At 59.8% G+C, this 21,012-nt stretch carries 17 protein-coding genes; 16 read left to right on the forward strand and 1 reads right to left on the reverse strand.

All coding sequences use genetic code 11. The features are described 5' to 3' along the window. Window positions 1–9: 9 nt before the first annotated feature. Window positions 10–3,351, reverse strand: coding sequence for a type VI secretion system tip protein TssI/VgrG (gene tssI, locus C1X29_RS22455; RefSeq protein WP_102718396.1), 3,342 nt, complete (start codon window positions 3,349–3,351; stop codon window positions 10–12). A gap of 715 nt (window positions 3,352–4,066) precedes the next feature. Here tssI and tssA point away from each other — a divergent pair. The 16 genes from tssA to tssK all read left to right on the forward strand — a co-directional run bounded on the left by tssA (window position 4,067) and on the right by tssK (window position 21,010). Then, entirely contained in the window at window positions 4,067–5,629 is a 1,563-nt protein-coding gene (gene tssA / locus C1X29_RS22460; RefSeq protein ID WP_102718397.1) for a type VI secretion system protein TssA, read from the forward strand. A 32-nt stretch (window positions 5,630–5,661) separates the two neighbouring features. Continuing rightward, entirely contained in the window at window positions 5,662–6,165 is a 504-nt protein-coding gene (tssB, locus tag C1X29_RS22465) for a type VI secretion system contractile sheath small subunit (protein ID WP_003229587.1), read from the forward strand. A gap of 28 nt (window positions 6,166–6,193) precedes the next feature. Continuing rightward, window positions 6,194–7,669: a type VI secretion system contractile sheath large subunit gene (gene tssC, locus C1X29_RS22470; RefSeq protein ID WP_011336600.1), complete on the forward strand. Its 1,476-nt coding sequence runs from the start codon at window positions 6,194–6,196 to the stop codon at window positions 7,667–7,669. A gap of 9 nt (window positions 7,670–7,678) precedes the next feature. Next, complete coding sequence (gene tssE / locus C1X29_RS22475) at window positions 7,679–8,086, forward strand: type VI secretion system baseplate subunit TssE (protein WP_064379801.1); 408 nt, start codon at window positions 7,679–7,681, stop codon at window positions 8,084–8,086. An 11-nt stretch (window positions 8,087–8,097) separates the two neighbouring features. Next, entirely contained in the window at window positions 8,098–8,622 is a 525-nt protein-coding gene (locus C1X29_RS22480) for a PAAR domain-containing protein (RefSeq protein WP_102718398.1), read from the forward strand. Window positions 8,623–8,633: 11 nt separating this feature from the next. Next, window positions 8,634–9,620: a DUF6402 family protein gene (locus C1X29_RS22485; RefSeq protein WP_085747933.1), complete on the forward strand. Its 987-nt coding sequence runs from the start codon at window positions 8,634–8,636 to the stop codon at window positions 9,618–9,620. After that, window positions 9,617–10,003 (forward strand): hypothetical protein, encoded by a 387-nt coding sequence (locus C1X29_RS29200; RefSeq protein WP_134021359.1) that lies wholly within the window; start codon window positions 9,617–9,619, stop codon window positions 10,001–10,003. The genes C1X29_RS22485 and C1X29_RS29200 overlap by 4 nt, the downstream gene beginning before the upstream one ends. Window positions 10,004–10,267: 264 nt before the next feature. Continuing rightward, the gene (locus C1X29_RS22495; RefSeq protein ID WP_102718399.1) at window positions 10,268–10,690 is read left to right on the forward strand and encodes a hypothetical protein; all 423 of its coding nucleotides are present in this window, start codon (window positions 10,268–10,270) and stop codon (window positions 10,688–10,690) included. Window positions 10,691–10,759: 69 nt separating this feature from the next. Continuing rightward, complete coding sequence (gene tssF, locus C1X29_RS22500) at window positions 10,760–12,547, forward strand: type VI secretion system baseplate subunit TssF (protein ID WP_011336593.1); 1,788 nt, start codon at window positions 10,760–10,762, stop codon at window positions 12,545–12,547. After that, window positions 12,511–13,518, forward strand: coding sequence for a type VI secretion system baseplate subunit TssG (tssG, locus tag C1X29_RS22505; RefSeq protein WP_039765146.1), 1,008 nt, complete (start codon window positions 12,511–12,513; stop codon window positions 13,516–13,518). Before tssF ends, tssG begins: the two co-directional genes overlap by 37 nt. An 11-nt stretch (window positions 13,519–13,529) precedes the next feature. Further along, window positions 13,530–16,187, forward strand: a complete 2,658-nt coding sequence (tssH, locus tag C1X29_RS22510) for a type VI secretion system ATPase TssH (RefSeq protein ID WP_102718400.1) — start codon at window positions 13,530–13,532, stop codon at window positions 16,185–16,187. 10 nt (window positions 16,188–16,197) lie between these two features. Further along, the gene (locus tag C1X29_RS22515) at window positions 16,198–17,724 is read left to right on the forward strand and encodes a sigma-54-dependent Fis family transcriptional regulator (protein ID WP_102718401.1); all 1,527 of its coding nucleotides are present in this window, start codon (window positions 16,198–16,200) and stop codon (window positions 17,722–17,724) included. A 93-nt stretch (window positions 17,725–17,817) separates the two neighbouring features. Continuing rightward, entirely contained in the window at window positions 17,818–17,958 is a 141-nt protein-coding gene (locus tag C1X29_RS22520; RefSeq protein ID WP_003229566.1) for a hypothetical protein, read from the forward strand. Window positions 17,959–17,976: 18 nt separating this feature from the next. Continuing rightward, the gene (gene tagH / locus C1X29_RS22525; protein WP_102718402.1) at window positions 17,977–19,170 is read left to right on the forward strand and encodes a type VI secretion system-associated FHA domain protein TagH; all 1,194 of its coding nucleotides are present in this window, start codon (window positions 17,977–17,979) and stop codon (window positions 19,168–19,170) included. 5 nt (window positions 19,171–19,175) lie between these two features. After that, window positions 19,176–19,676 (forward strand): type VI secretion system lipoprotein TssJ, encoded by a 501-nt coding sequence (gene tssJ, locus C1X29_RS22530; RefSeq protein WP_011336587.1) that lies wholly within the window; start codon window positions 19,176–19,178, stop codon window positions 19,674–19,676. Window positions 19,677–19,678: 2 nt separating this feature from the next. Next, complete coding sequence (gene tssK / locus C1X29_RS22535; protein ID WP_039765155.1) at window positions 19,679–21,010, forward strand: type VI secretion system baseplate subunit TssK; 1,332 nt, start codon at window positions 19,679–19,681, stop codon at window positions 21,008–21,010. Window positions 21,011–21,012 lie beyond the last annotated feature (2 nt).

Consider the following 21,012-nt stretch of genomic DNA (forward strand, 5'->3'; position numbering starts at 1 on the left):
TACGAGTTCTCACGCATTAGGGTGCACCACACGAACAGACTGATCGGCGGGGCGGTTGATAAACAGGATGCTCAGCCCGGTTTCGTTGAGTCCCTTCGCAGCATTCCAGTTGGATGACAGATGAATGTAGCGTTGAGCGAGTAGCGCATGCTCGTTCAGGCTCAAATCGAGACTGCGGGATTCACCCAGCGCAAACATCATCAATTTTCGGGCGATACCCTTGAGCTCTCCCGGTAGCGCGTAACTCTGAGATTCTTGGTTAATCGTTTCGAACTCTACCCCGTGCCGGTTCGCCAGCTCCCGCATGATTCGCAGGTAAATCAGGGACAGGTCATTGCGCACAACTCGTTCGCTGTAGACCGCTGCGTAGACATTTTTTGATTTGCGCCGATCGCCCTTGACGTTGCTGGCCGTTTCCACCGCCCAGGTTTTGACTTGAAGCGTCAGCCCATAGAAATGCAGTTGGTCCTGAAGCCTGCCGAGTTCTTGCTCGGCCAACCGATAAGCGTTGGTCGACGACGAAGGGGTATTAAAGTCCACGTCGCGACTGCAGCGCGGCTTGCTCAGCAGTACCCGTTCGACAAGATTCGGTAAGTACCCGCCGCCCAAGTCGGAGTGGACGCCCGGCAACACAATGTCGGCGTTTCCGGCGCTGTTGAGCGAAAAGTTGTGGCGGCGTTCGTCCCGGGCAACCAGGTGCACAACTTTCTTTGCAATGTCCGGCGCCAGATACAGATTGACGCCGGGGTTGTTGGCGTCATGGACGCTGAAATCGCCGTCAGCCATGCTGCCTATGGCGGCAGCGGTGTCGAAGATGCCGATGAAGTTAATGCTGACATCGATGTTGGCCCGCCAGGAGAAGCTCTCAAGGAACAGTGACGAGTCCGCGGGAAGTAATTGCGCCAGCGGGCTTTGCTCGCCTTTCATCACTTCATTGGCGAAGTGTCTCGCAGCAGCGGCGCCGCGGCTGAAGCCGAAGATGTCGAACTGAACGGATTCCACCTTCAGGGTCGGGTTCGCCGACTCAAAAAGGCGAATCCCAGGAATGATGCTGGTCGGGCTTTGCTTGACTCTCGCCAGTACACCTTGTGCACCCGTGCCAGTCATTTGCGAAAAAACCGAGTCGTCCTTATCGGCACTCGTACCTATGCCCTCAAGATAGACCGGTATGTACGCGATGGTTTCCTCTTTCGCCAGTTGCCGCCCTTGGTCATCGCGATATAACTCATACAGCCTCGCCACATTGCTCGCATCATTCCCATAACTGTTATCCGGCACATTGCCCTGTCCGTCATACCCATGCATCTGGCAGAACTGTCGAATGTCCTCGGCTTCCTCCTCAAGATTCACATCCCGCGCATAGCAGCCCTTCACCTGTTCGCTGTTGAACAGATTGTTCCCCGTCCCATCGAAAAACACGCCGATCCGCAAGGTGATGCCAGCAGGTAACTCGTCTTCCAGTTCGACCTCTTCCTCCTCTTCTTCGAGTTCTCCTTCCTCCGCTGCTTGAGTGGAAGCAGTTGCTGGTCCTGCGGCCAAGGTACCCGCCATTGCGGCTTCTGGATGATCAGCGGCTCCGCTGGCGGACGTCTTTCCTCCCGCCACCATCTCGGTACTGCTGAAGATCCCGCCGCTGTCGATCACGATGTGGTGACCGCCCGCCTTCAGCGTGATGCTGGCGCCGGCATCCAGCACCACGCTGGCGCCGGCCTTGATCTGCACCTGCTGGCCCGCCTCGACGGTAATGATTTTCCCGGCCGTCGTCTGGCTGCTGCCCTGGATGCTTTCCCAACGATCGCGCCCGACCGCCAGCCGGCTGTCATGGAGAACCTGCCGCTCCATGTCGCGCTGGGCACGCAGGTAGACCAGTTCCAGTCCGGCGCGGTCTTCAATCGTAAATTCGCTGTAGCCGCCGGTGTCAGGCGAGCTGCGACTGCGCAGCACGGTTCGGGTCTTGTGCTCGGGCAGTTTGTAAGGCGCGGGCGTGACCTTGTTGATCACGCAGCCGGTAATCAGCGGCTTGTCGGGATCACCTTCCACGAAGGTCACCACCACTTCCGTCCCGATGCGGGGGAGGGTGACGACACCGAAACCGTTCCCGGCCCAGCTCGACGAGACCCGCACCCAGCAACTGCTGCGCTCACTGTTTAATTCGGTCCGGTCCCAGTGGAATTCGACTTTTACGCGACCGAACTCATCGCAGTAGATCTCTTCGCCTTTGGGGCCGGTCACCCGGGCGGTCTGGCTGACCAGTGGTAGCCTGCGTGCGGGAAGCGGCGGACGGAAAACTACCTCGGCCGGAATGGCGTGGAAGGTGTTGCGATAGCCTTGGGTAAAACCGTCCGCCGATTGAGTTTCGCTGCTAACCGACTCTTCGAGCACTTGCGGCTGCCGCCCGGTGTGGCTGATCCCGAGCAGCAGCCACAGATCGTTGCATTTCTGGCGAGGGTGTTCGGTCAGTTCAAGCAGATGGCCGCAGCGCAAGGTAGGTTGGTTGCTTTGACCCTCTGCCATTTCATAGTCTGCGCGATGGCGCTCCAGGGCCTGACGGGCCAGTTGCTTGCCACGCTTTTCGTTGGCCAGCGGCAACGGGTATTGGTAGTCCTCAAGCGTCGGGGTGAATTCGGCGCTGAAGCGGCTTTCGATTAAAAGCGTCGGTCGCCTCAGGTCATAGTCGCGTCGCGTGACCCGGCTTGTCCGGGTGGCGGCGCGCAAGGAAAACCTGCTGACTACTGGATATTCCGGGACCATCCCGCTATCCCGGCGATAGGGTGTGGCGCGCAATGTCGGGAGGAACACCGAGTCATCGGTGAACACCAGCAAATGGCCTTGTGCGGAGTGCTGGTGATGCCAGGCGATTCCGTCCTCGGCACACACGCGCTGAATGAACTCGAAATCGCTTTCGTCGTATTGGGTGCAGTAATCCCGTGCTGCTAGGGGCTGGACATGGAACGTGAACGCATCGGCGAGGATGCCGTGTCGCTTGAGTGTTTGCGTGATGATCTGCGGGACAGTCTGCCCCTGGTAAATCCGTTGATCGTGACTGAACTGCAAATAGTGCAGGCTCGGCACCAGAGTCAGGCGATAACGGGTCAGGCGTTTGTCGGATTCACCCGCCAACACATCGTCGATGCGTCCATGAATGCCTTCACCGTTCAGGCCGAACTGCAGGAAGGCAGACTGACTGAGCAGGCCTTCCATATCGAAGTCGGGGTCTTCACTGACCAGTTCGACGTGGATGGCATAAAGGGTGCTGATGGTCTCGGTGCCTTCGAAGGCCAGCACCTTGAAGTCGTTGCGAACAGCGGGAATCTGCAGCGTAAAGCGCGCAGAACTGACAGCTCCAGACATACGCTTGTCCTTAAGCAGAGAGGGGAAGACGGCGTGATGTCGAAACCCTCCCTGGTCAGCGCACGCGAACATTGGCCGGCACGCTAACAAGGCGTTAAACAGATTTATGTAAGAAGGATCCCTTGTTTAAGTCGGAGCTTTCCGGGTTGTAAAACAACGTGGAAATTGTGGGAAATGGCTGTGAGAAACTGACGGCGAATGATTGGAATCTTGCGTAATAGTCTTATGCAGGCAAGGATCCAGGACTATTAAACATATAAATGCCATCAATTTGATGGCACTTTTAATGTTGTCTGTTGTCGCCAGTCATTTGTTAATAAATGGCGGTGTATTTTCGGAAGCGTCCTACTTCAAATTTTTTCGGGGTTTGTCATGCTTTCGCCGCTTACTTGTGGAACGAGCGTGCAGATGTTCTCGATGCCGCGCGCCGGCCGCTCTGGCCCAATGCTTTCGGAAGGGATAGGCTTAAAAGTGAAATATAAAGGGACATCAGGGAATCCCCTGTCACATATAGGGCGATCTCCTACAGCGCCCAATGAACAGTTCGTCTTGTTGTTTAATCGGATGCTTGCTAGTGGCCATCATAGTGATTACGATGCGCGCACTTGAAAGAGCAAACACTCAATTGGATGAGTCTTCCGACTGCTCTTCGATACTGTCCCGCGCCGCTGCAACTCCAATAGGCGCACGACCGTAATCCTAATAAAGGCCATGGATGTCCTACTCAAGCAAACTTTCCGCCCATTACCTCGAACTCGCTAAAGTCTCTGTTTCCAAAGAGAATTTTGCGGGCGAAGACGTTCGTTTCTCGAGCGAATTCGAGGCCCTGGAAAGCGAGCTGGCCAAAGCCTCGTCGATGCACGAAAGCGGGCAGATCGACTGGCTGAAAATTCGCGAAAACAGCGAAAACCTCCTGCGTACCCAATCCAAGGATTTGCGTGTCGGCGCCTGGCTGACCTGGTCGCTGTACCAGCGTGAATCCTTCCCCGGCCTGCTGGCCGGCCTCGGTTTTCTGCACCACTTGTCGGAAAACCACTGGGCCGAGATTCACCCGCTCAAACCCCGCACCCGGGCCGCCGCCATTGGCTGGCTGGTGCCGCGCCTTGAGCAGGTGATCACCGAGAACATCGCGATCAAGGAACAGCTGCCGATGTTCCGGCAGTTGTCCGAGCATCTGTCCGGTCTCGACGCCGCCTGCACCGAGCACCTGGGCGATGATGCGCCGCTGCTGCTGCCGCTTTCTCGCCGCCTGAAAACCATGATCCAGCGTGCCGCTGACAATCAGCCGGCACCCGGCGTGGTGGGTGCGGCGGTGGCGCAGGTCAAGCAGGCCGCCAGCCAGTTACTGGCCCCCGGTGCGCCGATTGACAATGAGAAAGAAGCCCACAAGGCTCTGCGCGCCCAGCAGGAAAGCGCCCGCCCGCTGTGCGCCTGGTGGCTCAAGCAGAAAGCCACCGACCTGCGTGCGCTGCGCCTCAACCGCACCTTGCTGTGGATGACCATCGACGCGGTGCCCGAGCGCAACGCCGAGCAGATCACCGTGCTGCGCGGGTTGCCGGTGGACAAGCTCAAGCAGTATCAGGACCGTTTCGATCAGGGCAAATACGCCGACCTGCTGGTGGAACTGGAGGCGAGCCTGGCGAAGGCGCCGTTCTGGTTCGATGGCCAGAGGATGGTCTGGGAATGTCTCCAGAACCTCAACGCCGAGCTGGCCATGGGCGAAGTGGAAATCCACTTCGCGCTTTTGATTCAGCGCCTGCCCGGCATCATCGAGCTGCGTTTCCATGACGGCGCGCCGTTCGCCGATCCGTCCACCCGGGCGTGGATCTCCGGCAACGTCATGCCGCACCTGCAAAGCGCCAGCGCGCCGCGCAAGGTCGAGACCGAGAACGTCGAAACCCAGCCAGCCTGGGAAAAAGCCTTGGAGGAAGTCCAGCCGATCCTGCGCAAGGAAGGCCTCAAGCCTGCCGTGCAGATCCTCAAGCAGGGTCTGCAATCGGCGCACGGCGGGCGCGAACGCTTCTTCTGGCAGTTCGCCCTCGCGCGGCTGTGCTTCCTGGCCAAGAAATACGAACTCGCCAAGAACCAGCTCGAAACCCTCGATCAGACATTACAGGACTCAGGCCTGCACGCCTGGGAGCCCGATCTTGCATTGGAAGTGCTGCACCTGCTGCACAGTTGCTGCGAGTTGTTACCGCAGAACCATGCCGTACGTGAACGCAAGGAAGAGATTTATCGCAGGCTGTGCCACCTCGACCTCGAAGTGGTACTCGAATAGGCCCCAGGGCCACAACCGCAAGGAGAAAAGCCATGGCCAAAGAAGGCTCGGTAGCCCCCAAGGAACGCATCAACGTAACCTTCAAACCCGCCACCGGCGGTGCTCAGGAAGAGATTGAACTGCCGCTGAAGCTGCTGGCAATCGGTGACTACACCCACCGCAAGGACGATCGCAAGATCGAGGATCGCAAGCCGATCAGCATCGACAAGATGACCTTCGACGAAGTGCTGGCCAAGCAAGAGCTGGGTCTGACGCTGAGCGTGCCGAACCGTCTGCAGGAAGATGGCGAGGCCGACGAGCTGGCTGTGCAACTGCGCGTCAACTCCATGAAGGACTTCAACCCGGCCAGCCTGGTCGAGCAAGTGCCTGAGCTGAAAAAACTGATGGAACTGCGCGACGCGCTGGTGGCCCTCAAAGGCCCGCTGGGTAACGCACCTGCGTTCCGTAAAGCCATCGAAGGCGTGCTCGCCGACGATGAATCCCGCGGTCGCGTACTCGGTGAGCTGGGCCTGAACGCCGCAGCTCCGGACGCTTGAGACTCCAGCAGCCAAGGAAGCCAACACAATGAGCACTAGCGCAGCACAACAGAACGCCGCAGAAAACGGCGAGTACAGCATTCTCGACAGCATCATCGCCGAAACCCGCCTGACGCCGGACGACGAAGCCTACGACATCGCCAAGCGCGGTGTGTCGGCGTTCATCGAAGAGCTGCTCAAGCCGCAGAACAACGGTGAGCCGGTCAAGAAAGCCATGGTTGACCGCATGATCGCCGAGATCGATGCCAAGCTCAGCCGTCAGATGGACGAAATCCTGCACCACCCGGACTTCCAGGCGCTGGAATCGTCGTGGCGTGGCCTGCAACTGCTGGTCGACCGCACCAACTTCCGCGAAAACATCAAGATCGAAATCCTCAACGTCTCCAAAGAAGACCTGCTGGACGATTTCGAAGACTCGCCGGAAGTCATGCAGTCCGGCCTGTACAAGCACATCTACACCGCTGAATACGGCCAGTTCGGTGGTCAGCCGGTTGGCGCGATCATTGCCAACTACTACATGTCCCCAAGCTCGCCGGACGTGAAGCTGATGCAGTACGTGTCCAGCGTAGCCTGCATGTCCCACGCACCGTTCATCGCCGCCGCCGGCCCGAAATTCTTCGGTCTGGAAAGCTTCACCGGTCTGCCGGACCTGAAGGATCTGAAAGATCACTTCGAAGGCCCGCAATTCGCCAAATGGCAGAGCTTCCGTACCTCCGAAGACTCCCGCTATGTCGGCCTGACCGTTCCGCGTTTCCTGCTGCGTAACCCGTACGACCCGGAAGAAAACCCGGTCAAGTCGTTCGTGTACAAGGAAAACGTTGCCAACAGCCACGAGCACTACCTGTGGGGCAACACCGCTTACGCGTTCGGCACCAAGCTGACCGACAGCTTCGCCAAGTTCCGCTGGTGCCCGAACATCATCGGCCCACAGAGCGGCGGCGCGGTTGAAGACCTGCCTCTGCACCACTTCGAAAGCATGGGCGAAATCGAAACCAAGATTCCTACCGAGGTTCTGGTTTCCGACCGTCGTGAATACGAACTGGCCGAGGAAGGCTTCATCTCCCTGACCATGCGCAAAGGCTCCGACAACGCGGCGTTCTTCTCCGCAAGCTCGGTGCAGAAGCCGAAGTTCTTCGGCATCAGCGCAGAAGGCAAGGCTGCAGAGCTGAACTACAAGCTCGGCACCCAACTGCCGTACATGATGATCGTCAACCGCCTGGCTCACTACCTGAAAGTGCTGCAGCGCGAGCAACTCGGTTCGTGGAAAGAGCGTACCGACCTCGAGCTGGAGCTGAACAAGTGGATCCGCCAGTACGTGGCCGACCAGGAAAACCCGAGCGCCGAAGTGCGTGGCCGTCGTCCGCTGCGCGCTGCGCAAGTGATCGTCAGCGACGTTGAAGGCGAGCCGGGCTGGTACCGCGTCAGCCTGAACGTGCGTCCGCACTTCAAGTACATGGGTGCCGATTTCACCCTGTCGCTGGTTGGCAAGCTGGACAAAGAGTAAGAGCGACTCATGGACGGATACGGCAGCCTTTTCGAGCGCCTCAACGGCGACGCGGAACAGCGCAAGGGCAAGAGCCTCGAGGCTTCGGCCATGGCGTCGGTGGCTGCCCATCTGGCCAAAATGCTCAGCACCCGGGCCGGCAGCGTGCAAACGCTGTCCGACTACGGGTTGCCCGATCTCAATGACATGCGCCTGAGCCTGCACGACTCCCTGAGTCAGGCCCGCCTGGCCATCGAAAGCTTCATCGAAGCCTACGAACCGCGCCTGAGCAACGTGCGTGTCATTTCCCTGCCGCGTGACCACGATCAGCTTCGCCTGGCCTTCAGCATCGAAGGCCTGCTGGAAGTCGAGGGTTTCAAGCGTCAGGTCAGTTTCGCCGCGCGCCTGGATGGCAGCGGTCAAGTGAAGGTCAACTAAGGAGAACCCCGATGTCTGGCAAACCTGCAGCACGCGTATCCGACCCCACCGCTTGCCCGCTCCCCGGCCACGGCACCAACCCGATTGCCGCCGGTTCCGGCGACGTGTTCTTCGACGGCCTCCCGGCCGCCCGCGAAGGCGATGCCTCCGCGTGTGGTGGTGCGATGGTCGGCGATCTGGCGACGACGGTTCTGATCAACGGCAAACCGGCCGCCACGGTCGGTTCGGTTGGATCTCATGGCAATAAAGTCACGGCTGGATCCGGGACGGTGATTATCGGCAATTCGCATTCGCCGGCGCCGTTTGTGCCGCCGTTGCCGGTGGAGATTCAGTGGCCGTTTAGTCAGCACTTTGTGGTTCGTAATCCTAGAACCGGCGCACCGGTTGCTGACCGGCCGTACACCTTGCGTACAGCCTCCGGTAAAGAGGTCAGGGGCGTTACTGATGCACAAGGTCGAACGAGGCCTATTGCTTCCCACCTCGCTGAAAGTGTCACGCTTATCGTCGAAGAACAGACTTCGCTCGTGATTGCTTAAGGGACTATCACATGCCGGCACCCACTCCTGTAACAGCTCAACTCACCCCTTCCTCTGACAAGAAGCCAGCGGAAGCGGCCGTCGATCATTTCCAGATCACAGATATTCCAGGTGTGATGAGAAAAATGGGCTGGAAGGAAAGCGCTCGAATCATGCAGCGTTGGTTCGACGGTGCGCCTTTCGTGATGTCCTCAAGTGAGAAGCGGGGACGTCTTGCCGTTGACAAGATCACCCAAGAAAAACTGTTTGATGATTTGGATTTTGAATGGCTTACCTCCTCCTCGCCCCACACAGGTGAAACCATCAAAGAGCTTATTGCGAAGGCCGCAAGCCCCAGTCAATACAATGAGCTTATTGGCCGTCAAAAGGGACTGACGCAATTAGCACCGGGGCTTTTGCAATTTATGACTTGCATGAGAACGCTTGGAGTTCTTGATGAGGCTAACCAGGACCTTGCTAGGGGTGCTCATGACTACAGTGCCCTGAGTGCAAGAATGCTGGAGTCTGCTACGCAATATAATTTTCGATCTATCGGGATTACCACTTCGGAAAAGAAGAATAACCCATTGGATGATGTGTACGGCACATTGGGTGGATTTGTTATTAAATTTGCAGTCACAAAATTCAGCACTACACCCAAGACGAAAAAAATGGCTGCTACATTAACGATTGAAGAAATTGGTTGTTATGTACGTGATACATATGAGTTTCTGAATGAAGATGGCAGCGACCAACTGCTTGGGTATTGGAATCACGACGGCGTTGTCAGGCCGAGCATTTTTGCATATTTAACTTCGCCAGAAACATATGAATCTGAGGGGAAGGTTTACTTCAAAGTGACCAACGATAGTTACAATAATTACCGCAGCAAGCTTGGCAAGGGTGGTGATTTGTTTGTGTACTCTACGGTCAAGAAAATTCCTGTATCCATTCATCATCGTTTTACCTCTGCAGATTTTGCAGAGTTTTCGCAACGATCAGCTAAGGCAATGCCATGAAAGCATCCCTTAGAAAGAGCTTTTTACTTTTTTCGTTGTGCGTGCTTGTGCCAGTTTTGGTTCTTTTGGGCTTGAAGGTGCTTAGCTCAAAGGCCGCGGAGCCTCTTTTCATTGACTGGAATGACTCAGGAAGCTGCTATATCGCAACGTATTCACCGAATTACAATTTTTTGGGTGTAGTGGCTGGTCGTGCGTTTAAGTACTTTAGCAGCCCGTATTTTTATCGCGTTTATACAAAAAATAACGATCTACTAAAAACATCAGAATGGTATCTCTGGCGGGATGAGGGGAGTCCCGGCATTGCACCCGAGTTTCGCGGAGAGATGATTGTTTATCCAGGCTCTGAAGGCTGGGAAAGTTGGATAGTTTCAGAGTGTCGTTGATGCCTGATTTAAAGGCGGCCTCGCTACCTGAGAAAGTTGGAGAGCGTTATTCATGCACGCAATGAGTTTGCAGGGGTATCTGGCCAGTGTTGCTGACAGTGATCTGTTTGGCTGCCTGGCCTTGTTGAGCTTTGTATTGCTCCTGACTGCCTCACATCGGGCGGCTCGAAATTCACGCCTTCACCGCGCACTAACGCTCTCGGTTTTGGCTGCTGTTGTAGCTATCCATGGCCTTGGATCGTGGTACGGAAATCTGAGACCAGCATGAGCAACTACTCCCGTATCGCCATGTGCCTGTTTGTCCATGCCTTCGGATGTGTGGCCTACGTGTTTTTGAATAATGCAGTAGTACATGCCTACAAGCATCTGAACGGCGGGTTCACCACGCGTGGGGTCGCGATCGGTATTGCCAGCTACGCGATGTTTTACATTTTTCTCGGTGTCAATTTTATTGCTGCGCTGATTCCAAGCCTCGTTGCCAAACTGGTGATTCTGAGCCTTATGGTGGGCTTCATCCTGCTTTGGATGCTCCCCGACAACCCATTGAGAGCCTTGTTTTATGGCGTCGCTCAAGGTTGCGTCACCTTGCTGGCAATCCTCGCTTCTCAAGTCATCGAGTTGCGCTGGGTATCAAGAAACATCGCTGGACGCATCCAGCCGAACCAGCCTGAGAGTGCCATCCAATGATCAGGTCAGGTATCGAGCGTAATCCACAGGACAGTTATTCCATGAGTTCCACTACCAGGCAGGTAACCCGTGTCCTTTAACCACTACTACCAAAGCGAACTCACCGCACTGCGCCAGCTGGGTCGCCGTTTCGCCGAGCGTAGTCCGGCGTTGGCGCCGTTCCTGGGGCAGGCCGGGCGGGATCCGGATGTGGAGCGGTTGCTGGAAGGCTTTGCGTTTCTGACGGGGCGGCTGCGCCAGAAGCTCGATGACGAGTTGCCGGAGCTCAGCCATTCCCTGATGCAGTTGTTGTGGCCGAACTACATGCGGCCGCTGCCGGCGTTCAGCATTCTGCAGTTCGACCCGCTCAAGCGTTCCGGGCCGGCGCTGAAGGTCGAGCGTGACACGCCGATCGAAAGCGTGCCGATCGAAGACGTGCGCTGCCGCTTCCGCACCTGCTACCCGACCGAAGTCATGGCGCTGGATCTGGCCGCGCTCAACTACTCGGTGAAGGGCGACGGTTCGCTGCTCAGCCTGCGCCTGGAGATGAGTGCCGACGGCCACCTCGGCGAGCTGGAGCTGAGCAAACTGCGCCTGCACTTTGCCGGCGAGCGCTACATCAGCCAGATGCTCTACCTGAGCCTGCTGCGCAACCTCGATGGCATCGAACTGATCCCGCTCGACGGCGCCGGCAAGCCGATCGACGGTGTGAGCGGCAAGCCGATGGCGTTCAAGATTCCGGGCGACCGGGTCAAACCAGTGGGCTTTGCCGAAGAAGAAGCGTTGATCCCGTATCCGCTGAACACCTTCCGCGGCTATCGCTATCTGCAGGAATACTTTGCCTTCCAGGACAAGTTCCTGTTCGTCGATGTCCACGGTCTGGACATTCTCAAGGCACTGCCGGAAGACACCCTCAAGCAGATGCGTGGCCTGGAATTGCGCTTCGACATCCGCAAGAGCGGCATCATGCGCATGCGTCCGACCCTGGATAACGTGAAGCTGTTCTGCACGCCGATCGTCAACCTGTTCAAGCACGACGCACTGCCGATCCGCCTCGACGGCAAACAGGATGAATACCTGCTGCTGCCGGCCGAATACGATCTGGAAAACTGCGGCGTGTTCTCGGTGGAGACCGTGACTGGCTGGAAACCCGGCGGCCTCGGTTATCAGGAATACGTGCCGTTCGAATCCTTCGAGCACGACCCAAGTTTCGACGTGCCCAACAGCCGTCCGCATTACAGCATCCGCCAGCGTTCGTCGCTGCTGCACGACGGCCTCGACACCTACCTGAGCTTCGGCATCCGCCACACCGAAGCCCATGAAACCCTGTCGATCGAGCTGGTCTGCACCAACCAGAACCTGCCGCGCAAACTCAAGCTCGGGCAGATCTGCATGGCGTGCGAAGAGACCCCGGAGTTCCTGAGTTTCCGCAACATCACCCCGGCCACTTCCAGTTTCGCGCCGCCGCTGAACCGTGACTTCCTGTGGAAGCTGATCAGCAACATGTCGCTTAACTATCTGTCGCTGGCCGACGTCAATGCACTGAAGGTGATTCTCGAAACCTACGACCTGCCGCGCTACTACGACCAGCACGCGGAGAAGGTCAGCAAACGCCTGCTCGGCGGTCTCAAGCACATCAAGCATCACCACGTGGACCGCTTGCACCGTGGTTTGCCGGTGCGCGGTCTGCGCACCGAACTGACCATCGACCCAGAAGGGTATATCGGCGAAGGCGACCTGTTCGTCTTCGCCTCGGTTCTCAACGAGTTTTTCGCGCTTTACGCCAGTCTCAATTCATTCCATGAGCTGCGGGTAAAAAGCACACAGGGAGAGGTGTACCAATGGACACCACGTATGGGCCTGCAGCCCCTGCTTTAAGCGGGCTGACGAAGGTAATACGCGAGTACTCGCTGTTTCAGGCCGTGCTGCTGGTGATCGACCGGCTGCGCGATGCGCACCCGTACCTGAGCGAAGACGATCTGTACGACCAGCTGGAATTCCAGGCCAACCCGAGCCTCGGATTTCCGCGCAGCGACGTCGATCGCGTGGAGTTTTTTGAAGAGCACGGGCAGATGCGTGCGCGCCTGCGGTTCAACCTGATCGGTCTGGTCGGTTCCGGCTCGCCGCTGCCGGCGTTCTATGGCGAGCAAGCCTTGGGCGACAGCGAAGACGGCAACCCGACGCGCAACTTCCTCGACCTGTTCCACCATCGCCTGCAACGGCTGATGCTGCCGATCTGGCGCAAATACCGTTACCGCGCGAGCTTCCAGAGCGGCGCGGTCGACCCGTTTTCCTCGCAGCTGTTCGCCCTGATCGGCCTCGGCGGCGACGAGATTCGCAAGGCCAAGGAACTGAACTGGAAACGCCTGCTGCCGTACCTCGGCCTGCTCAGCTTGCGGGCGCACTCGGCGGCGTTGATCGAAGCGGTGCTGCGTTACTACTTCAAGCACGAAGACCTGGTCATCGAGCAGTGCATCGAGCGCCGCGTGGAAATCCTCGAAGAACAGCGCAACCGCCTCGGCTTCGCCAACAGCGTACTGGGTGAAGACCTGGTGCTGGGCGAACGCGTGCGCGATCGCAGCGGCAAATTCCGCATTCACATCACCGAACTCGACTGGGAACGCTTCCACGAATTCCTGCCCATCGGTTTCGGTTACCAGCCGCTCTGCGCGCTGGTGCGGTTCACCTTGCGTGACCCGCTCGATTACGACATTCGCCTGGTGCTGCGCCCGGAAGAAATCCGCGAACTGCGCATTGGCGAGAAGAACGACTGTCGCCTGGGGTGGACCAGTTGGCTGGGCTGCGAAAAAGCAGACGGCGTGGTGACCCTGGGCAGCAAAATTCATTAAGGACGTGAGCCATGATCAACGTAGACCTGCAACAACTCATCCAGGCGCTGGACGCCGAAACCCGTCGCGATCTGGAGCGTTCGGCCGAGCGCTGCGTGGCCCGTGGCGGCAGCAAGATTCTGGTCGAAGACTTGCTGCTCGGCCTGCTGGAGCGCCCGAACGGTCTGCTCTCCCGCGCGCTGCAGGATGCCGATGTTGATGCCGGCGAGCTGAGCGCCGCCCTGCAATCGCGGGTCGAGCACAGCGCTTCGCGCAACCCGGTGTTCGCCCCGGAACTGGTGCAGTGGCTGCAGGACGCGCTGCTGGTGGCCAACCTTGAACTGGGCCAGACCTCGGTCGAAGACGCGGCGCTGATCCTCGCGCTGCTGCGCAACCCGATGCGCTACGCCGGCAGCCGCTACCAGCCGTTGCTGGCCAAACTGAACATTGATCGCCTGAAGGAATTTGCCCTGTCGCAACAGCCTCAGGCAGCGGCCAACGGCAAACCGGCCGCCCAGGGCGAATCGCTGCTCGAGCGCTTCACCCACAACCTGACCCAACAGGCCCGCGACGGCAAACTCGACCCGGTGCTGTGCCGCGATGGCGCGATCCGCCAGATGGTCGACATCCTCGCCCGTCGTCGCAAGAACAACCCGATCGTGGTCGGTGAAGCCGGTGTCGGTAAAACCGCCATCGTCGAAGGCCTGGCCTCGCGCATCGCTGCCGGTGAAGTGCCGCAAGTGCTCAAGGGCGTCGAGCTGCTGTCGCTGGACATGGGCCTGTTGCAGGCCGGTGCCAGCGTCAAAGGTGAATTCGAGCGTCGTCTGAAAGGCGTGATCGACGAGGTCAAAGCCTCGCCGAAGCCGATCATCCTTTTCATCGACGAAGCCCACACCCTGATCGGCGCGGGCGGCAACGCCGGCGGTTCCGACGCGGCCAACCTGCTGAAACCGGCACTGGCTCGGGGCGAACTGCGCACCATCGCCGCGACCACCTGGGCCGAGTACAAGAAATACTTCGAGAAAGACCCGGCGCTGGCCCGTCGTTTCCAGCCGGTTCAGCTGCACGAACCGACCGTGAGCGAAGCGGTGACCATCCTGCGTGGCCTGGCGCAGGTCTACGAGAAGAGCCACGGCATCTACCTGCGCGATGACGCGGTGGTTTCTGCAGCGGAACTGTCCGCCCGTTACCTCGCCGGACGCCAACTGCCGGACAAGGCTGTCGACGTGCTCGACACCGCCTGCGCCCGTGTTCGCATCAGCCTCGCTGCCGCCCCGGAAAGCCTGGAGCGCCTGCGTGGCGAACTGGCTGAAGGTGGCCGTCAGCGTCAGGCCCTGCGCCGCGATGCCGAAGCCGGTCTGCTGATCGACCACGAAGCGCTGGAGGCACTGGAAGCGCGTCTGGACGAAGCCGAAGCCGAAATGGTCGCACTGGAAACCCAGTGGACCGAGCAGAAACAACTGGCCGAGCGCCTGCTGGAACTGCGTCAGCAACTGGCCAAGGCCCGTGAAGCCGCTGCGGTCGAGCCGACAGTGACTGTTGAAGAAGACGCCGAAGGCACGGTGATCGAAACCGTTGCTGCCGAGGTTGAAGAAGGCCAAAGCGTCGAAGCGCTGGAAGCGCAACTCAACGAAACCCACAGCGCCCTGACCGCCGCTCAGGTCAAGGAGCGTCTGGTCAGCTTCGAAGTCTGCCCGCGTCTGGTGGCCGAAGTGATCAGCGCCTGGACCGGCGTGCCGCTGGCGCAACTGGCCCGCGAGCACAACGCCAAGGTCGCCAGCTTCGCCACCGACCTGCGCACCCGCATTCGGGGTCAGGAACAAGCCGTGCACGCCCTGGATCGCTCGATGCGCGCCACCGCTGCCGGCCTGAACAAGCCTGACGCACCGGTCGGCGTGTTCCTGCTGGTCGGCCCGAGCGGCGTCGGCAAGACCGAAACCGCACTGGCACTCGCCGACCTGCTGTACGGCGGCGACCGTTTCATCACCACCATCAACATGTCCGAGTTCCAGGAGAAACACACCGTTTCCCGCCTGATCGGTGCACCGCCAGGCTACGTCGGTTACGGCGAGGGCGGCATGCTCACCGAAGCCGTGCGCCAGAAGCCGTACTCGGTGGTGCTGCTCGATGAAGTCGAGAAGGCCGATCCGGACGTGCTCAATCTGTTCTACCAAATCTTCGACAAAGGCGTGGCCAACGACGGCGAAGGGCGCGAGATCGACTTCCGCAATACGTTGATCCTGATGACCTCGAACCTGGGCAGCGACAAGATCAGCGACCTCTGCGAAGACGGTGCGCGTCCGACCGCCGAAGTGCTGGAAGAAACCATTCGCCCGGTGCTCAGCAAACACTTCAAGCCGGCGCTGCTGGCGCGGATGAAAGTGGTGCCGTACTACCCGGTCGGCGGTCCGGTACTGCGCGAACTGATCGAAATCAAACTCGGTCGTCTGGGCGAGCGCCTGAACCGTCGCCAGCTGGACTTCACCTGGTGCCAGAACCTCGTCGATCACCTGTCCGAGCGTTGCACGCAAAGCGAAAGCGGTGCACGCCTGATCGACCACTTGCTCGACCAGCACGTACTGCCGCTGGTGGCCGACCGCTTGCTCGACGCCATGGCCACCGGTGAAAGCCTCAAGCGCGTGCATGCGACGCTTGACGGTGAAGCCAGCGTGACCTGCGAGTTCGCCTGAGGTGAGTGTGATGTTCACTCAAGTGCCGCAACCACTGCTCTATGCCGAAGCCTTGCTGGCGCAGTTCGCCAGCCTGTCGCGCGCGGCGGACGGTGCTGCGCTGCTGGGTGACTTCGTGCGCGGTCTGGCCGGGCTGAGCGGTTGCGAACTGACGCAGCTGTACTTGCTGGACGCCACGCACACGTCGCTGGGGATGAACGCCGAATGCCTCGACGGCGTGCTGCAACCGCGCAGCGCGGCGAGCCTGCCAGCGGATTACAACGGCGAGCAATTGTTGCAGTTCGCCCTGTGCCAGAACCGCGTGGTGAGCTTCGATGACCTGGGCGGCAGCCTGCACGAAACCAGCTTTCTGCCGGCATCGTCCACGCCGTGGCAGTCGCTGTTGTGCGTGCCGCTGGTCAATCAGCAGAAGGCTGTCGAAGGCCTGTTGCTGTGCGCCAGCCGTCGACATATCAACCTGCAAGGCTTCGCCGATTCTCTCGGCCAGCTCGGCTCGTTCGTGCTTGGCCAGCTGCATCTGCTGCAGCGTCTGCGCCAGCCAGTGGATGCGGCCGCGCCGGTCGTGCGCAGCCTGCCGAGTGCCAGTGGCTATGGCCTGATCGGCAAGAGCGCGGCGATGCGTCAGACCTATTCGCTGATCAGCAAAGTCCTGCACAGCCCGTACACCGTGCTGTTGCGTGGCGAGACCGGCACCGGCAAGGAAGTGGTCGCGCGGGCGATCCACGATTGCGGCCCGCGCCGGTCCCAGGCGTTCATCGTGCAGAACTGCGCGGCGTTCCCGGAAAACTTGCTGGAGAGCGAGCTGTTCGGCTATCGCAAAGGTGCGTTCACCGGTGCCGATCGCGACCGCGCCGGGCTGTTCGACGCGGCCAACGGCGGCACTCTGTTGCTCGATGAAATCGGCGATATGCCGCTGTCGCTGCAAGCCAAGTTGTTGCGCGTGTTGCAGGAAGGCGAGATCCGCCCGCTGGGTTCCAACGACACCCACAAGATCGACGTGCGCATCATCGCCGCGACGCACCGCGATCTGTCGGTGCTGGTCAGCGAAGGCAAATTCCGCGAAGACCTGTACTACCGTCTCGCGCAATTTCCGATCGAGTTGCCGGCCCTGCGTCAGCGCGAAGGCGACATCCTCGACCTGGCCAAACACTTCGCCGACAAGGCCTGCACCTTCCTGCAACGTGATCCGGTGCGCTGGTCGGACGCGGCGCTTGAACACCTGTCCGGCTACACCTTTCCCGGCAACGTGCGCGAACTCAAAGGCCTGGTCGAACGCGCAGTGTTGTTGTGCGAGGGCGGCGAGTTGCTGGCCGAGCATTTCTCGCTGCGCCTGGAATCGGCGCCGGCGTCGGAAGACCACTGCGGCCTCAATTTGCGCGAACGACTGGAAGCGGTCGAACGCAATCTGCTGCTCGATTGCCTGCGCAAGAACGACGGCAACCAGACGCTCGCCGCCCGGGAACTGGGCTTGCCGCGACGCACGCTGCTGTACCGGCTCGGTCGCTTGAACATCAATCTGGGTGATTTCGATGGGTAGGCGAAAGTCCGTCGGATTCACCTCGAAAACCTTTTTCAGCGCCGCCCGCAAGGGTCGGCGCTTTGTGCTTTGTCTACACCTGGAGACCCTCTGATGTCTGTTCGTCACTGGCACGCTGTCCTGCTGACCCTCGTCGTTCTATGCGGCCTCGGCGGTTGCAGCGGCAATTACAAATTCAACGATAACGATTACCGCCCGCTGGGTGATCCGCAGGCGGTCAATCGCGGCAAGTGACCGCAAGGAGCATCAAACATGGAATTGGTTTTCGAAATGCTGAACACCAAGCAGTTCGTGCCCACCGAGCTGTGCCAGCGGACCTTCAAACAGGCCGGCGGCGTGATCGGGCGGGGCGAGGACTGCGACTGGATCATCCCGGACCGCAAGCGTCACTTGTCCAATCACCACGCGATTGTCAGCTATCGCGAGGGCACGTTTTTCCTGACCGACACCAGCAGCAACGGTGTTCAGGACGGCGACAGCGGCGCACGCCTGCACAAGGGCGAACCGGTGCGCATCGAGCACGGCAGCACCTACGTGCTGGGCGACTTCGAGATTCGCGCGCGCCTGGTGCGCGACCCGGCGACGTTCGACGGTGAAGTCGGCGTGCCACGTGCCGCCGGCACCATCATTCCGGACGACGCGTTCCTCGACCTCGACCCGTTGAAGTCGCTGGAGCAGCAAGAGCGCGTGTACTCGGAATTCGAGGAGATGCTCGCGCCGGTTACCGATCCTGAAGACTCCCGTCAGCGCGCCGACTACGCGCGCATCGACATGGAAAGCCTGATGGTGCCGGAGCTGATCGTCGAGCCCAAGCCTGAGCCTGCGCCGGCACCGAAAGCGGTCGAGCGTCAGAGCGAAACCTTCTGGGATAAATTCGGCGCGGCCCTCGGCGTGAACGTGAAGAACCTCAGCCACGACGAGCGTGAAGCCCTCGCGCTGAACGCTGCACGTCTGCTGCGCCAGAGCATCGGCGGTCTGCAACAGAGCCTGCGCACCCGTTCCGAGCTGAAGAACGAATTGCGTCTGGCCCAGACCACCGTGCAAGGCACCAACAAGAATCCGCTGAAATTCGCCGTCGATCCGAGCGAAGCGCTGGACATCCTGTTGCAACCGCACAAGCCGGGCCATTTGCCGGCCGAGCAGGCGATCTCCCGGGCGTTCCGCGATTTGCAGGCGCATCAGGTGGCGCTGCTGACCGCCAGCCGCGCGGCGGTGCGCGGCACTCTGGAGCACTTCTCGCCGGAGCAGTTGACCCTGCGTTTCGAGCGTGACAACAAGCCGTTGCTCGCCACCGCTGGCGGGCGCTGGAGAGCGTTCAACCGTTACCACCATGCGCTGCGTCAGGACGACGACTGGAGCGAGCGCCTGCTGGCCCGCGATTTCGCCCAGGCCTACGAAGAACAGATCCGCCTGATCTCCACCCTCCACACCGACCACCAAGGATGATGCGCATGTCTCGCCGCTCGACCGCTTTTTTCAAGACGCTGACCGCGCTCACCCTGTTGGTGCTGCTCGCCGGTTGCTCGTCGCTGTCGCCGTATTCGAAAGTGACCAAGATCAACCTGAAGCTGACCGGCAGCGATCAGTTGAACCCGGACCTCAACGGTCGTCCGTCGCCGATCGTGGTGCGCCTGTTCGAACTCAAGCACCCGGTGACGTTCGAGAACGCCGATTTCTTCAGCCTCTACGAGCGCGCCAAGGAATCCCTCAACCCGGATCTGGTGGCCAGCGAAGAACTCGAACTGCGCCCGGGTGAAACCGTGGAACTGAAACTCAGCGTGGAGGAGGGCAGCCGCTTCATCGGCATCCTCGCCGCGTACCGCGACCTGCCGGAAACCAAGTGGCGCCACACGTTCCCGATCACACCGCTGGAAGTCACCGAAGCCGATCTGACCCTGGATCAGGCCGGTATCCGCAAGACCAACGAAGTGCTCGCCAAGGCGGATGACTGATCATGAATACCCATAAAGTCATCTGGCAGGAAGGCATGCTGCTGCGTCCGCAGCACTTCCAGCACAACGACCGCTACTACGATCACCAGATGAAGACCCGCACCCGGTTGCTGGGCGGCTACACCTGGGGGTTCCTGAATCTGGAGATCGACCTGCAGTTCCTCAACATGGGCAAACTGGTAATCAGTGAAGCCTCGGGGATCCTGCCGGACGGCAGCCTGTTCGAACTCGGCGGCAACACCGAACCGCTGGCGCTGGACGTGCCGCCGAACACCGGCAACACGCCGATCTACCTGGCGCTGCCACTGGTTACCGGTAACCACATCGAGGCCCGTCGCCCGGAGCAGTCCGACGTGCTGGCGCGTTACACCGCGTATGACGCCGAAGTCGCCGACTCCAACGCCGGTGATGATTCCGCCAGCCAGGTCAGTTGCGGTCGCCCGGACTTCAAGCTGTTGCTCGGCGAGCAGCAGAGCGACCAGGCCTACGTGAAGCTGAAGATCTGCGACGTGCTCGACACCACGCCGGACGGCGTGATCAGCCTCGATCCGGATTTCGTGCCGACCTACATTCAGGCCCACGCCTCCAGCTACCTGCTGTCGTGCCTGAAAGAAGTGATCAGCATGCTCGGTCACCGGGGCGACACCATTGCCGAGCGCATCCGTTCGAACGGCAAGGTCGGCGGCGCGGAAATCGGCGACTTCATGATGCTGCAACTGATCAACCGCACCGAACTGCTGCTGCGCCACTACCTGGGTCTGGAGCAGGTTCACCCGGAAGAGTTGTACCGCACGCTGCTGACCATGCTCGGCGATCTGGCGACCTTCTCCAGCGACAGCAAACGCCCGCGTCTGGACAGCCGTTACTCCCACGCCGACCAGGGCGCGAGCTTCCGCAAACTGATGGAGTCGATCCGTCAGGTACTGTCGATGGTGCTGGAACAGCACGCCATCGAACTGATCCTGCAAGCGCGTCAGTACGGGATCATCGTGTCGCCGCTGCACGACCACAAACTGCTGGGCTCGGCGTCGTTCGTGCTGGCAGCCAGTGCCAACTGCGACTCCGAAGAACTGCGCAATCGCTTGCCTGCGCACCTCAAGGTCGGCCCGGTGGAGCGCATCCGCCAACTGGTCAACCTGCACCTGCCGGGGATCAAGGTCAAACCGTTGCCGGTGGCCCCGCGGCAGATCGCGTTCCACTCCAACAAAACCTATTTCATCCTCGAACTCAGTTCCGAAGACCTGGCACAACTCGAGCGCTCCGGCGGCTTCGCGTTCCACGTGTCCGGCGAATTCGCCGAGCTTGAACTGAAATTCTGGGCCATCAGGAACTGACC

It is taken from the genome of Pseudomonas sp. GW456-12-10-14-LB2, from assembly GCF_002884345.1.
Lineage (GTDB): Bacteria > Pseudomonadota > Gammaproteobacteria > Pseudomonadales > Pseudomonadaceae > Aquipseudomonas > Aquipseudomonas paraglycinae.

What these genes read in the sequence shown, in the direction of transcription:
- tssI (WP_102718396.1), bottom strand. Translation starts at nt 3,351, where the DNA reads ATGTCTGGAGCTGTCAGTTCTGCGCGCTTTACGCTGCAGATTCCCGCT.
- tssA (WP_102718397.1), top strand. Translation starts at nt 4,067, where the DNA reads ATGTCCTACTCAAGCAAACTTTCCGCCCATTACCTCGAACTCGCTAAA.
- tssB (WP_003229587.1), top strand. Translation starts at nt 5,662, where the DNA reads ATGGCCAAAGAAGGCTCGGTAGCCCCCAAGGAACGCATCAACGTAACC.
- tssC (WP_011336600.1), top strand. Translation starts at nt 6,194, where the DNA reads ATGAGCACTAGCGCAGCACAACAGAACGCCGCAGAAAACGGCGAGTAC.
- tssE (WP_064379801.1), top strand. Translation starts at nt 7,679, where the DNA reads ATGGACGGATACGGCAGCCTTTTCGAGCGCCTCAACGGCGACGCGGAA.
- C1X29_RS22480 (WP_102718398.1), top strand. Translation starts at nt 8,098, where the DNA reads ATGTCTGGCAAACCTGCAGCACGCGTATCCGACCCCACCGCTTGCCCG.
- C1X29_RS22485 (WP_085747933.1), top strand. Translation starts at nt 8,634, where the DNA reads ATGCCGGCACCCACTCCTGTAACAGCTCAACTCACCCCTTCCTCTGAC.
- C1X29_RS29200 (WP_134021359.1), top strand. Translation starts at nt 9,617, where the DNA reads ATGAAAGCATCCCTTAGAAAGAGCTTTTTACTTTTTTCGTTGTGCGTG.
- C1X29_RS22495 (WP_102718399.1), top strand. Translation starts at nt 10,268, where the DNA reads ATGAGCAACTACTCCCGTATCGCCATGTGCCTGTTTGTCCATGCCTTC.
- tssG (WP_039765146.1), top strand. Translation starts at nt 12,511, where the DNA reads ATGGACACCACGTATGGGCCTGCAGCCCCTGCTTTAAGCGGGCTGACG.
- tssH (WP_102718400.1), top strand. Translation starts at nt 13,530, where the DNA reads ATGATCAACGTAGACCTGCAACAACTCATCCAGGCGCTGGACGCCGAA.
- C1X29_RS22515 (WP_102718401.1), top strand. Translation starts at nt 16,198, where the DNA reads ATGTTCACTCAAGTGCCGCAACCACTGCTCTATGCCGAAGCCTTGCTG.
- C1X29_RS22520 (WP_003229566.1), top strand. Translation starts at nt 17,818, where the DNA reads ATGTCTGTTCGTCACTGGCACGCTGTCCTGCTGACCCTCGTCGTTCTA.
- tagH (WP_102718402.1), top strand. Translation starts at nt 17,977, where the DNA reads ATGGAATTGGTTTTCGAAATGCTGAACACCAAGCAGTTCGTGCCCACC.
- tssJ (WP_011336587.1), top strand. Translation starts at nt 19,176, where the DNA reads ATGTCTCGCCGCTCGACCGCTTTTTTCAAGACGCTGACCGCGCTCACC.
- tssK (WP_039765155.1), top strand. Translation starts at nt 19,679, where the DNA reads ATGAATACCCATAAAGTCATCTGGCAGGAAGGCATGCTGCTGCGTCCG.